Annotated in this window: 12 protein-coding genes; 7 read left to right on the forward strand and 5 right to left on the reverse strand. The window is 68.2% G+C overall.

What is annotated here, in order from left to right; genetic code table 11:
- Window positions 1-24: 24 nt before the first annotated feature.
- Both aspS and QFX32_04510 read left to right on the forward strand, forming a co-directional pair.
- On the forward strand, window positions 25-1,317 hold the full coding sequence (gene aspS / locus QFX32_04505; protein ID MDI9633301.1) for an aspartate--tRNA(Asn) ligase: 1,293 nt from the start codon (window positions 25-27) through the stop codon (window positions 1,315-1,317).
- A gap of 2 nt (window positions 1,318-1,319) precedes the next feature.
- Complete coding sequence (locus QFX32_04510; protein ID MDI9633302.1) at window positions 1,320-2,231, forward strand: methionine synthase; 912 nt, start codon at window positions 1,320-1,322, stop codon at window positions 2,229-2,231.
- 31 nt (window positions 2,232-2,262) lie between these two features.
- Here QFX32_04510 and QFX32_04515 read toward each other — a convergent pair whose 3' ends face one another.
- The 3 genes from QFX32_04515 to QFX32_04525 all read right to left on the reverse strand — a co-directional run bounded on the left by QFX32_04515 (window position 2,263) and on the right by QFX32_04525 (window position 6,944).
- Window positions 2,263-2,847, reverse strand: a complete 585-nt coding sequence (locus QFX32_04515) for an ATPase domain-containing protein (protein ID MDI9633303.1) — start codon at window positions 2,845-2,847, stop codon at window positions 2,263-2,265.
- A gap of 79 nt (window positions 2,848-2,926) precedes the next feature.
- Entirely contained in the window at window positions 2,927-4,465 is a 1,539-nt protein-coding gene (locus QFX32_04520) for a class I adenylate-forming enzyme family protein (protein MDI9633304.1), read from the reverse strand.
- Between the two features lie 58 nt (window positions 4,466-4,523).
- Window positions 4,524-6,944, reverse strand: a complete 2,421-nt coding sequence (locus QFX32_04525; protein MDI9633305.1) for a CDC48 family AAA ATPase — start codon at window positions 6,942-6,944, stop codon at window positions 4,524-4,526.
- 39 nt (window positions 6,945-6,983) lie between these two features.
- Here QFX32_04525 and larC point away from each other — a divergent pair, with 39 nt between their 5' ends.
- The 4 genes from larC to QFX32_04545 are packed head-to-tail and all read left to right on the forward strand — an operon-like array spanning window position 6,984 to window position 10,145.
- On the forward strand, window positions 6,984-8,171 hold the full coding sequence (gene larC / locus QFX32_04530; protein MDI9633306.1) for a nickel pincer cofactor biosynthesis protein LarC: 1,188 nt from the start codon (window positions 6,984-6,986) through the stop codon (window positions 8,169-8,171).
- Window positions 8,168-8,869, forward strand: coding sequence for a DNA repair and recombination protein RadB (gene radB, locus QFX32_04535; GenBank protein ID MDI9633307.1), 702 nt, complete (start codon window positions 8,168-8,170; stop codon window positions 8,867-8,869). The genes larC and radB overlap by 4 nt, the downstream gene beginning before the upstream one ends.
- Window positions 8,856-9,464, forward strand: a complete 609-nt coding sequence (locus QFX32_04540; GenBank protein ID MDI9633308.1) for a hypothetical protein — start codon at window positions 8,856-8,858, stop codon at window positions 9,462-9,464. The genes radB and QFX32_04540 overlap by 14 nt, the downstream gene beginning before the upstream one ends.
- 3 nt (window positions 9,465-9,467) lie before the next feature.
- On the forward strand, window positions 9,468-10,145 hold the full coding sequence (locus QFX32_04545; GenBank protein ID MDI9633309.1) for a cytochrome c biogenesis protein CcdA: 678 nt from the start codon (window positions 9,468-9,470) through the stop codon (window positions 10,143-10,145).
- A 36-nt stretch (window positions 10,146-10,181) separates the two neighbouring features.
- Here the strand turns inward: QFX32_04545 and dapF are convergent, their stop codons facing one another.
- Together dapF and QFX32_04555 are read right to left on the reverse strand one after the other, a co-directional pair.
- Window positions 10,182-11,000, reverse strand: a complete 819-nt coding sequence (dapF, locus tag QFX32_04550; protein MDI9633310.1) for a diaminopimelate epimerase — start codon at window positions 10,998-11,000, stop codon at window positions 10,182-10,184.
- Between the two features lie 5 nt (window positions 11,001-11,005).
- Entirely contained in the window at window positions 11,006-11,986 is a 981-nt protein-coding gene (locus QFX32_04555; GenBank protein MDI9633311.1) for a ribose 1,5-bisphosphate isomerase, read from the reverse strand.
- A 72-nt stretch (window positions 11,987-12,058) separates the two neighbouring features.
- Here QFX32_04555 and QFX32_04560 point away from each other — a divergent pair, with 72 nt between their 5' ends.
- Window positions 12,059-12,895: an HAD-IC family P-type ATPase gene (locus QFX32_04560; GenBank protein ID MDI9633312.1), complete on the forward strand. Its 837-nt coding sequence runs from the start codon at window positions 12,059-12,061 to the stop codon at window positions 12,893-12,895.
- The last annotated feature ends 44 nt before the right edge of the window (window positions 12,896-12,939 follow it).

Raw genomic sequence — 12,939 nt, forward strand, 5'->3', positions numbered from 1 at the left:
ACTCCCATACGTACTGGATTTCACATGAGGATCCCTGTAAGGGAGGTCACTCCCGACTGCGGGAGGGCCGAGGTCTGGGGATTCGTCCACGAGGTGCGCGACCTCGGCGGTCTCGTCTTCCTCCTCGTGAGGGACCGCACGGGCATCGTCCAGGTGACGGTCCCCAAGAAGAAGGTCGCACCGGAGATCCTCGAGGCGGCAAGGGGCGTCCCCCGCGAGTCCGTCGTCCGGGTGGCGGGAACCGTGAGGGCGATAGACAAGGCCCCCGGCGGCCGGGAGATCGTCCCCGACCTCTTCGAGGTCATCAGCAGGAGCGAGTCCCCCCTCCCCCTCGACGTGGCCGAGAAGGTCCCGGCGGAACTCGACACGCGCCTCGACGCGCGTTTCCTCGATGCCCGGAGGCCGCGCGTCGCCGCCGTGTTCCACGTGAGGAGCGCGGTCACGCGGGCCGTGCAGGAGTACCTCTACTCCGCCGGCTTCGTGAACATCACGACGCCCAAGATCGTCGCCGCGGCGACGGAGGGCGGGACGGAACTCTTCCCGATCGCGTACTTCGAGAAGGAGGCGTTCCTCAACCAGAGCCCCCAGCTCTACAAGCAGATGATGATCGGGGCGGGGTTCGAGAAGGTCTTCGAGATCGGGCCGATCTTCCGGGCCGAGGAGCACAACACGACGAAGCACCTCAACGAGGCGACGTCCGTCGACGTGGAGGTGGCGTACGCCGACCACCACGCCGTGATGGACCTCCTCGAGGACCTCGTGGTCACCGCCTACAGGACCGTCGAGAGGGAGTGCGGGCAGTTCCTCGAGGCGATGGAACTCGACTCCTTCACCGTCCCAAAAAAGCCGTTCCCGAGGATCTCCTACGAGGAGGCGATCGAGATCGCGAACAGGAGGTCGGGGGAGCCTGTCCGGTTCGGGGACGACATCGGGACGGCCGCGGAGAAGGCGATCGGCGAGGAGATCGGGGGACACTACTTCATCGTGGACTGGCCGACGGCGATCAAGCCCTACTACGCGATGCCCCACGAGGATGACCCGGCCCTCTGCAAGGCGTTCGACCTCATGCACCCGCGGATGGAGCTCTCCTCGGGGGCCCAGCGCATCCACGTGCAAGACCTGCTCGTCGCCCAGATAAGGGCAAAGGGGCTCAACCCCGAGAGTTTCTCGTTCTACCTCGCGCCGTTCCGCTACGGGATGCCGCCCCACGCGGGGTGGGGCCTAGGGATGGAGAGGCTCGTGATGACGATGCTCGACCTCCAAAACATCCGCGAGGCCGTCCTCTTCCCGCGGGACAGGCACCGCCTCGTCCCCTGACAATGCCCGACCCCTTCTCCCTCCTCCCCGTGCTCCCCACGACCGTCGTCGGGAGTTTCCCGGTCGCGGGGGGGAAGGGTATCCTCGGGTACCTCGCTCCCGCCCGGCAGGCGCTGCGCGTTGCCGTCGGTGCCCAGATCCGGGCGGGGATCGACATCATCTCGGACGGGCAGGTGAGGGGCGACATGGTCCGGTCGTTCACGTCCCGGATACCCGGGATCCGGGGATCCGACGTGGTGGGCCCGGTCCTCCCCCCGGACGGACCGATCACCGTGCCGGACGTCCGGTATGCCCTCTCGCGCCACAGGTTCGTGAAGGGCATCCTCACGGGCCCCACCACGCTCGCCTTCGGCCTTCGGATCGCGACGCCGGCCTACAGGGACAGGGCGGACCTCGCGATGGACCTCGCGAAGGTCCTCGCGGGCGAAGCCCGGGCGCTCGAGAGGGCGGGGGTCTGCATGATCCAGGTGGACGAGCCCGTCCTCTCGACCGGTGCCGCAGATCCCGCGGAGGCGCAGCGCGCGTTCTCGGTGGTCGCGGCGGGCGCTTCCGTCCCCGTCGCCCTCCACGTCTGCGGGGACCTCTCGTCCGTCATCGACGACCTATGGAAGTTCCCTGCCGACGTCCTCGATATCGAGTGCGCGAGGAGTCCCGGCAACCTCTCCCTCGTCTCGCCGGGGGACCTCGGGGGGCGGAGGGTCGCGGTGGGGTGCGTGGACTCTGCCGATCCCCGCGTCGAGGGGGTGGACGAGATAGAGGGGAGGATCCGGGCAGCGGTCGAGAGGCTCGGCGCGGACCGGCTCCTCATCGACCCCGACTGCGGCCTGCGGATGCTCCCGGTCGAGTCGGCAGAGGGAAAACTCGTGCACATGGTCCGGGCGGCAAGGAAGGTCAGGGAGGAACTCGAAGAGTGAGTCACTCGGGAGAGTGAGGTGCGGTCCCTGCCTAGATCACGCGGGACGTGGTCGAGAGCTCGATTCCCTTCTCCGTGATGTTGTAGGGGATGAGGCGCTTGGGGACCTGCGCGTTGCGGACCTTGTGGACGGCAAGCTGCCTCTCGATCTCGTTCATGATGATGATCTCCTTCAGCTCGATGATCACGTCCGCGGCCCGCATGATCCTGATCTCCTCCGCGACCGGGTGGAGGTCGCTGTAGAGGATGAAGAGGGCGTTTGCCTTCCGCTCCGAAACGTCCCTCTTCGCCCTCGAGAGGAGGGACAGGGCGGCATCGATCCCGTTCCTCGCGATGATCGTCGAGAGGGAGTCGAGGACCACCCTCTCCCCCTTCATCAGGGCCGGCAGTCCCTCGGGCGGGACGTCCCGCGCATCCGTCATCCCCGGTTCAGGGTCGGCGTCGATCATCAGGTACGTGCCGGGCGTGCCGTCCGCGGACCAGAACTGGCGGGCGAGGAGGTCGATCCCGGTGAGGGGGGAGCCCTGAACCACGATGATGCTCCCCGCGGGGAACCCCCCCTCCATCGCGAGGTCGAGACCCGAGATGCCCGTCGACCGCCTGTTCTCCCTGCCCACGGGAAATAACCTCGGAAGTAACTATTTCCTGTTCCCTCTCTTATATCCTTCCAGAAATCCGGCGCGCGTGACCCGGACTTCACCCGGGATACTGCTCCCGCAGGATCCGCCTGAGGAGCTTCCACCCGTGGACCCGGGGGAGCGCCCCGACCCTCACGAACCTGCGCGGGACCTTGTACCCCGCGAGCCTCTCGCGGCAGAATCCCGCGATCTCCTCGTCGCTCGCCTCCGCGCCCTCCCGGAGGACGATCGCTGCCGCGGGAATCTCCCCCCGCCTCTCGTCGGGGATGCCGAAGACCGCGGCGTCCGCGACCGCGGGGTGCTGGAGGATCACGTTCTCCACCTCGGTCGGGTAGATCTTCCACCCCGACATGTTGATCATGTCCTTCTTGCGGTCCGTGATGAAGAGGACTCCCCCCTCGTCCAGGTACCCGACGTCCCCCGTGAGGAACCACCCGTCCGGGAGGAACGCTTCACGGGTCTCCTCCTCCCTCCTCCAGTACCCGAGGGCGACCGAGGGGCCCCTCACCGCGACCTCGCCCTGCTCCCCCGGGGGGAGCACGACAGAGGGATCCCCGGTGTCCACGATCTTCACCTCCGTGTACCCCACGGGGACCCCGACGCTCCTGTAGCCCCGCGCGAGTTCCGGCCTCCCGGGGAGGGTCGCGGTGCCCGACCCGACCACGATCGTCTCGGAGAGCCCGTAGCAGTTCGCGATAGGTATCCCGTACCGCCTGTCGAACGCCTCCCAGACGGACGGGAGGAGCTGCCCCCCGCCGCTGATCATCACCCGGACGGAAGCGAGCGCCTCCTCTGTTCCGGGCGGCGCAGAGACGAGCCCGTGGATGACGGGGGGCATCGAGGAGAGGACCGTGATCGCATGTTCTCTCGCGAGCCTGAGGTACCCGGGCTCCGAGAACCGCTCCATGATCACCCACGTCCCCCCGGCCCGCAGGACAGCGATCCCCCACGAGACGCCGATGTGGCCCATGGGGTAGATCCCGAGGTACCTGTCGCCCGGGACGAGCGAGAGGACCTCGCGTTCCGCTTCGAGCGCGGCGAGCCAGTTCCCGTGCGTGAGGACCGCGCCCTTGGGCTTCCCGGTCGTCCCCGAGGTGTACTGGAGCTGGCAGGGATCGTCATGGCGGCAGGGGACCGGGGCCTCGCCGGGGCCGGGGTCCCTTTCCGCCATCCTCTCGAAGGAGAGGAGCCCTCGTGGAGGCTTCCCGGTGCACACGACGAGCGGGGGGAACGACGGCCAGTCGGAGAGCCGCCCCGCGATCTCCCACTCGCGCTCGCCGCAGATGAGGGCGCTTGCCCCCGAGTCCGAGATGACGTGGGCGAGTTCCTGCTCCCGGAGCGCCGCGTTCGCCGGGACGGCGATCCCCCCCGCCCGCCAGACGGCGAGGTAGCTCTCGAGGAACTCCGGGCACGAATCCATGTAGATGCAGACCCTGTCACCCTTCCCGACACCCTCCGCGCGGAGCGAGGAGGAGAGCGCGCGCACCCTCGAGGAGAGCTCGCCGTAGGTGTACCGCGCCCCGCCCGAGGGCCAGACGAGCGCGCACTTCCCGGGATCGCGCGCCCGATTCTCGAGGAAACACGAGATGTTGAACACCTGATAATCCCTCCCCGCGCGATTGCGGCCCGCGCCCGCGGCCCTCTCCTTTCCCCCCTCACTGGTACTCCGGGAGCTGGACCTCCCGCGGGAGTCCTCCCTTGAAGGACTGGCGGATCCGCTCGTAGTATTCCTTCAGGTGGGGGTTCATGGTGGGGTGGACCTTCGAGAGGCTCGCCTCGAAGTGGCGTTTCCCGACGGCAGAAACCCCCTCCCTCATCGCGAACACGCCCGCCTCCCTGCAGAGCGCCTCGATGTCGGATCCCACGTACCCCTCGGTGCGGGCTGCGAGCTCGGCGATGAGCGCGTCTACGGCCGGGTCCACCACGCGGAGCTTCCGGGCAGAGAGCTGCTCCACGAAGTACCGCCTGCACTCCGCCCGGGAGAGAGGCGGTTTCCCGGAGGGCTTCACCTTCTCGGAGACGTAGATGACCTCTCCCGGCGTCACCTCGCGGTCGCGCCCGAGTTCCTCGCAGACCGCGTCGATCCCCTCCTCTCCGAGGGGCCGGAGCCGCTCGACGAGGTCCCCCATCGCGGAGCCCTCGATCGGCATCCCCCTCATGTGGATGGCGAGGATCTTCTTCCTGTCCGCGAGGTTCGGTTCCCCGATGTAGACGAGCCGGTCGAACCTCCCGGGCCGGAGGAGCGCCGGGTCGACGAGGAGGGGCTGGTTCGTCGCCCCGAGGACGACCACGTCCTTCAGCTCCTGCAGGCCGTCGATCTCCGTCAGGATCTGGTTGAGGACGCTCTCCATGACGTGCGTGCCGACGTCGCTCCCGCGGGTCGGGGCGAGGGCATCCAGCTCGTCGAAGAAGATGATCGCGGGCGCCACCTGCCGGGCCTTCTTGAATATCTCCCGGACCGCCCTCTCGCTCTCGCCCACCCACTTGGAGAGGAGCTGCGGCCCTCTGATCGCGATGAAGTTCGCGCCACTCTCGTTCGCGACAGCCTTCGCGATCAGGGTCTTGCCCGTCCCCGGCGGGCCGTAGAGGAGGACGCCGCGGGGCGGCCGGATCCCGAGTTCCTCGTAGCGCTCTCGCTGCGTGAGGGGGTACTCGACCGCCTCCCGTATCTCCTGCTTCGCCTCGTCGAGGCCCCCGACGTCCTGCCACGTGACGTGCGAGACCTCGAGCATCACCTCCCTCATGGCACTCGGGCTCACGTCCCGCAGGGCGTCCCTGAAGTCCGCGGCCGTCACCACCATGGTCTCGAGGACCGACGCGGGAATCTCCTCCTCTTCGAGGTCGATCTCGGGGAGGTACCTCCGGAGGGCACGGATTCCCGCCTCCCTCGCGAGTGCCGCGAGGTCCGCGCCCACGAACCCGTGGGTCTGCTTGGCGAGCGCTTCAAGGTTCACGTCGGGCGCGAGCGGCATCCCCCGCGTGTGGATTTTCAGGATCTCCACCCTGTCAGGCTCCGTGGGGACGCCGATCTCGATCTCCCTGTCGAACCTTCCCGGTCTCCGGAGGGCCGGGTCTATCGCGTCGACCCTGTTCGTGGCGCCGATCACGACGACCTGTCCCCTCTCCTCGAGGCCGTCCATCATCGTGAGGAGCTGGGCGACGACCCTCCTCTCCACCTCCCCCGTCACCTCCTCGCGGCGCGGCGTGATGGAGTCGAGCTCGTCGATGAAAATGATAGAGGGCGCGTTCTGCTCCGCCTCGTCGAAGATCTCGCGGAGCTTCTGCTCGCTCTCGCCGTAGTACTTCGAGATGACCTCGGGGCCCGCGATCGAGATGAAGTGGGCCCCGCTCTCGCTCGCGACCGCCTTTGCGATCAGCGTCTTGCCCGTCCCCGGCGGGCCGTAGAGGAGGACCCCCTTTGGGGGCTCGATGCCGAGCCTCTGGAAGAGCTCGGGGTGCCGCATCGGGAGCTCGATCATCTCGCGCACCCGCTGGAGCTCGTCCTTCAGTCCCCCGATGTCCTCGTAGGATATCCTCTTTGCCCCCTCGACACCGGGTGCGGGTTTCTCAGAGAATTCGACCTTCGTGTTCTTCGTGATGATGACGGCATCCTCGGGTTCGATCTCCACGACCTTGAACGGGATGAACTGGGTCTGGAGGAAAGGAAGCCCGCTCGCGATCGGGACGATGTCGTTCTTCACCACGGGGAAGTCGATCAGCGAGTTGAGGACGTGGGGGGTGATATTGATGGGCACGTTCCTCGGGAGGTCCTCGGGGGGTGCGAGGACGACGCGTTTTGCCTCCACCTCGTCCTGTATCTTGGATATCTTGACCGTGTCCCCTATGCTCACGCCGGCGTTCATCCGCGTGAAGTTGTCGATCCGCACCTTGTTCTGGTTCCAGTCCTCCACGAGGGACCGCCAGACCTTTGCGACCGTTCTCCTCTTGCCTTCCACCGCGACGATATCCCCGGGAGATATCTTCAAGTAGAGCATCGTCTCGGGATCGAGCCTCGCCTTCCCGCCGCCCTGGTCCCCGGGATATGCACTGTCGACCTTCAGATGGATTTCAGGCATTAATTTAAAGGTGCATTACGCTGGGATTTATAAGTACGTATGCGTGTTCTCCTCTTCGATCCCATCCGCGGGGCTGCCGGTGACATGGTGTGCGGGGCGCTCCTTGACCTCGGCGCGGACGCGGGGACGGTGACGGCAGCCATGCGGTCCGTCGTCGGGGAACCCTCGATCCGCGTCGTGGAGAGGGCGGGTGTGAGGGCACTCTCGGTCGACACGCGGGCGACGGCGGAGAGCCGCACGCTGGACGAGGTCATCTCCCGCGTCAGGTCCGCCGAGGCCCCGCGGGCGGCGATCGAGATGGCGTGCAGGGTCTTTGCGCGCATCGCGGCAGCCGAGGAGGAGATCCACGGGAAGACCCCCCACTTCCACGAGGTGGGGGCCGACGACGCGGTCGCGGAGGTCGTCGGCGCGTGCACTGCCCTCGCGACCCTCGCGGTCGACGCGGTGGGGACGCTCCCGGTCCCCCTCGGCGGCGGGACGGTCGGGACCCACCACGGGACGTACCCCGTTCCCGCTCCCGCGACCCTCTCAATCCTCGAGGCCGCGGGGATCCCGGTCATCTACGGCCCGCCGGGCGAGGGGGAACTCTGCACCCCGACCGGCGCCGCCCTCCTCGCCGAGATGGTCACCCTTCCCGCCGGCTCCGTCCCCCGGGGGAGGGTCGTCTCGTCCGGTTACGGGGCCGGGGACAGGGACACCCCCTCGTGCCCGAACGTCCTGCGTGCCGTCCTCATCGAGGATCTCCCCGGCCCCCGCGACGACGCGGTCGACATCCTCGAGACGAACGTCGACGACGTGACCGCGGAGGAGATGGGGGCGTGCGCGGAGGCCCTGATGGCCGGGGGAGCCCGCGACGTCTCCATCGTCCCCTGCACCATGAAGAAGGGGAGGCCCGGCTGGCTCGTGCGCGTGGTCAGCGCGCCGTGGGACTCGGAGAGGCTCGCCGGGATCCTCGCCCGGGAGACGGGGACCCTCGGGGTGAGGTGCATCCCGAGCGCCCACCGCTTCGTGGCGGGGAGGGAGGAGAGGTCGGTCTCGATCTCCGTCGGCGGGAGGACGTATGAGATCCCGGTGAAGTGCGCCGTGCGGGAGGGGACCGTCTACTCCTGCAAGGCCGAGTTCGCGCGTGTCCACGAGGTGTCCCGGGCCACCTCGGTCCCCGTGCGGGAGATCGCCCGGCTCGCGGAAGGGGAGGCGTGGAGGCAGCTAGGCCGGAAGATCCCATGAGAGAGGCGGCCCGCGGGACAGGATCGGAAGTGCTCGACGCCCTCCTCGGGGGAGGACTCTCCCCCGGCATCCTCACGCAGGTCTACGGGGAGCCCGCGTCGGGGAAGAGCACGATCTGCGTGATGGCGGCCGTTACGTGCCTCCGCGAGGGGGGCCGGGTCATCTTCCTCGACAGCGAGGGGTTCTCCGCGGAGAGGTTCCGGCAGATCGCGGGGGACGACGCGGTCGCCCTCGCGGAGAACATCTTCCTCTTCGAGCCCGAGGACTTCTCGCAGCAGGCAGCGATGATCCGGAACTTCGAGCCGCTCCTCAGGGAGGGCGCGGGCCTCCTCGTCGTCGACTCCCTCACCGGGCTCTACAGGAGCCAGCTCGAGAGGGGGAGGGACGCGATGCAGAGGCTGACGGGGCAGGCCCTCCTCCTGCTCGGGTACGCCCGGAAGTACGCGGTGCCGGTCCTCGTCTCGAACCAGGTGTACATGGACCCCGAGAGGAACACGTTCGTAGGGCTCGGGGGGACGGCACTCGAGCACCTCTCCAAGGTGATCGTCCGGCTGGAGAGGAGGGGGCAGTTCCGGCGCGCGACGCTCGTCAAGCACAGGTCGAGGCCCGCCGGGGCATACTTCGACTTCGAGATCACGCGGCAGGGGATCCGGCCCCTCGGCCCCCTGCAGGAGGCAGGGAGTGGTGAAGGTGTCTAGGCGGGACACACGGAGGGATGCAGGCACGGGGGGACCCCACGTTTCCCGGTCCCTTCCCGCGTGGCTGGTCCTCCCCGTCCTCCTCGGCGTGCTGCTCCTCGCGGGGTGCCTCTCGGTCGCGCCCGGCGCGGGGGAGGCAAAGCCCGTGCCCCTCGGGGAGGGCGAGGAGTGGAAGACATTTCCCCTAAAGGACGTCCGCACGGGGGAGGTCATCTCCGTCGACGCGTTCGCCGGCAAGACGGTCGTCATCCACACGTTCACGGTCGCGTGCCCCGTCTGCACCCTGCAGCAGAGGGAGATCTCCACCGTGAAGGGCGCGCTCGGAGACGGGATCGTGGTGGTCGGGCTCGACATCGACCCGGGTGAGGACCCTGGAGTCCTCGCGGACCACGCCCGGAGGAACGGGTTCCACGGCTACTACGCCATCGCGCCGCCCCGCGTCACGCGGTCCCTCGTGGACCGGTTCGGCCCGGCGGTCGTTGCGCCGGCAACCGCCCCCGTGATCCTCGTCTGTCCCTCCGGCGAGGCGACGATACTCGAGAATGGCATTAAGTCCGCGGCCCGGCTCTCGGACGCGATCAGGACGGTGTGCTGACCGGTGGACGCACTCTCCGCGTGGACGATGGCGTTCCTCGCGGGGACCTCTGCCCCGCTCGCCTCCCCCTGCATGCTCCCCCTCTACCCCGGTTTCCTCTCCTACCTCGCGTCGAAGGGCGGCGGGGGATCCCGCGGGGTCCCGGTCCCCCTCCTCGGGGCCGCGGTCGCGGCGGGCGTCATCGCTTCCCTCCTCTCGTTCGGGGCCGCCTACACCCTCGTCCTCCGCGTGCCCCTCTCCCGGATCGTCCCCGTCCTCTCGCCTGTCGCCTTCGGCCTCCTCGCCGTCTTCTCCGTCCTCCTCGTCCTCGATGCCGATCTCTCCCGGTGGACCGGCGGGATCCCCATCCCCCGCGTCGGCCTGCCCGTCCCCGACGCGTTCCTCCTCGGGCTCTTCCTCGGCATCGTCATCCTCCCCTGCAACGCCGCGGCTGTCGTGGCCCTCCTCGCCATCGGGACGACCCTCGGGGACCTCCTGCTCAACACCGTCTCGTTCCTCTCGTTCGGGGCAGGGATGTCGCTCCCCCTCCTCGCCTTCGCCGCACTCCCCCCGCCCGTGACCGTCGGGATCGTGGGGTGGCTCGCCCGTCACAGGAGGGCCGTTCGCGCCGCCGCGGGTGTCCTCATGCTCGGGATAGCGGTGTATTCCCTCCTCGGTCTCGCCGGGGTCCCGGCAGCGTGAGGGAGAGAGGGGGGAAAAAGTGTCGCGGGAGCAGGCCTAGAACGTGATCTTCCCCGAAAAGACGGTGGTCGCGGGGCCTTCCATCCACGTCTCCCCGCCGAGGAGGATCGTGAGGGGGCCGCCCTCCGTCTCGACCTCCACGCGGTTCCCTGTCCGCCCGATGTGGTGGGCGACCGCCGCCGCGGCCGTCGCCCCCGTCCCGCACGAGAGCGTCTCGCCCTCCACGCCGCGCTCGTACGTCCTCACCCGGAGCGCGTTCTCCCCGGTCTGCGCGACGAAGTTGACGTTCGCCCCGCGGGGGAACGTCTGGTGGTACCGGATGGGCGGGGCGAGTTTCTGCACGTCGATCCCGTCGAGGTCCTCGACGAATACGACCGCGTGCGGGACACCCGTGTTGACGGCGTACACCGTGAACCCCCCGATCTCCTCCCGGTACTCGCCCTCCCCCGTCGCGGGGATCCGGGGCCTCTCGAACGAGGGGTCCGGCATCCTGATGTTCGCGTAGAACGTGTCGTCCCTGTACCCGCATTTCACGGGGATGGTCCCCGCGAGGGTCTCCACCGTGCACTCCTTCCGGATGTACCCCGTGTCGTAGGCGTGCTTCACGAGGCAACGGATGCCGTTCCCGCACATCTCGGCCTCGCTCCTGTCCGGCTGGAGGATGCGCATCCCGAGGTCGGCCTCCTTTCCCCGGGAGAGGTAGAGGACGCCGTCGCCCCCTATCCCGAAACGCCTGTGGCAGTAGATCTCGGCGAACTCCGCCTTCATGTCGTCGGGAATCACGATCCCCTCGTACTCGTCGATGAGGATGAAATCGTTCCCGTTCCCGTGCAGTTTCACGAAGTGGATCTCCAATCTCCTCACTCTCCTGGGGAGTGCCGCCCCCCCTCTCCCTTCCGGAAAGGGTGGGCGTGCGCGAAGTCCCCGACTTCCCACCCGAGGACGTCCCTGATGATGATGTACGCCATCTGCGGGGGGATCGCCCCCACCTCGGTCACGATGAGGTCGACGTACTCGGCGGGGGTGACGTCGAATGCGGGGTTCCTCGCCCGCACGTGCCGGAACTTCCCGGCGATCTCGGCCGGGAGGACCTCGGATGGGTCCCTCTCCTCGATCTGGATGTACTCCCCGAGGATCGTCCGGGGGGCGAACTTGTAGGTCTCCGCGGCGACCATCACCCTCGTCCTCGCCTCGTGGGCCGCGAGGGCGATCTGGGACGTCCCGATCTTGTTCACGACCGCGCCGTTGACCGCGATCGCGTCCGCCCCCACGACGACGAGGTCGACCTCGTGCATGAAGTGGCGGGCGGCGGAGTCGACGATGTAGTTCGTGGGTATCCCCGCCTCGTCGAGCGTCGCGATCGTGAGGAGGCCCTGGTTGCGCGGGCGCACCTCCGTCGCGAAGACCGAGATGTCCCTGCCGACCCTCCACGCCTCGAGGATGCACGCGAGTGCAGCCTCGGAGTTGCAGTGGGTGAGGAGGACGTCGCCGTCCCTGATGTGGCGGGCCCCGATCTCCCCTATCCTCGCGACGGCCTCCCCCGACGATGCGATGAATGACTCGCACGCCCCGACGAAAGCCTCCCTCGCCTCCCCCACGGACGAGTGCCCGGCCCGCAGTGCCGCCATGACCGTGTGGATCGCGTTCGGGAGCGAGACCGCCGTCGGCCTCGTGGAGAGGAGGATGGACGCGGCCTCCTCGAGCTTCTCCCTGAACTCGGCGACGGAGCGTGCCTGCACGGACGACGCGTGCTCCCGGAGGGCTGCGACGGCTGCCCGGGCGATCCGGCCCGCCCCCCTTATCTCCATGCTCTTTATCTTCTCCGCGGTCTCAGTGAGCATCGGTAGTACTCGAGTACTTCAGTGCCCACGGGCGTAAATAATTATGGACATCGCGGGGTGCCGTGCCATCCCATGTCGGTTGCCGTGGTCTTTGACAGTGCGGGGACACTCCTGCACACCTACAGGGTCGCAAAGAACGTGCTCACCGGGGAACTCCTCCCCGGCGTCGAGACCGTGAGCCTCACGTTCGAGTCCCCCGACCGCGTCCTCGTCGTCCTCCACGTCCGCAGCCGCGACGTGGTCGCGGCACCCGACGACGTCTCCCTCTCGGGGTTCCTGCGCGAGCAGAAGGTGGGGTTCGGGATCAGCTGCACGCGCGGGGTCATCGACGCCGACGACGTCGCCGGCATCCTCTACCATTCCCCCCACGGGAAGGTCGGGGACCTCAAGGACTGCATCCGGAACGTCTGGCAGGTCTGCAGGGAAGAGTCTGTCGTCACGCTGAACAGCGGGGTGATCCTGAACGTCTCGCTCCCGGGCATCGAGTTCGCGGTCACGACCGGCGGCCGCCCGTTCGAGGGTGCCCGCGAGACGATCAGCGCCCTCCACAGGATGGGGATCCCCGCCTTCATCGCGTCGGGCGACCGCGTCGAGAAACTCGAGAAGATGGCAGACCACCTCGGGATTCCCCGCGACAGGGTCTTTGGCGTCGCGACCCCCACCGTGAAGGCACGGATCGTCGAGGACCTCCGCGGGACGTACGACTGCGTCGTGATGGTCGGGGACGGGATCAATGACCTCCCCGCCATGAGGGCAGCAGACGTCGCGATCCTCTCGGTCGAGCAGCCGGGCGAGAGGCACCCGGACCTCTACGCGGCTGCCGACCACGTGGTGAAGAACGTGAGGGAGGTCGCGGGAATCGTCGGGAGACTCCGCGATTTGCGCGGGCCGTGCCGGGAGATTGGGTGATGCATGAAAAGAAATATGCACCCCGCGCCACATTCTCTAGTAAG

Source organism: Methanolinea sp., assembly GCA_030055515.1.
GTDB lineage: Archaea > Halobacteriota > Methanomicrobia > Methanomicrobiales > Methanospirillaceae > Methanolinea_A.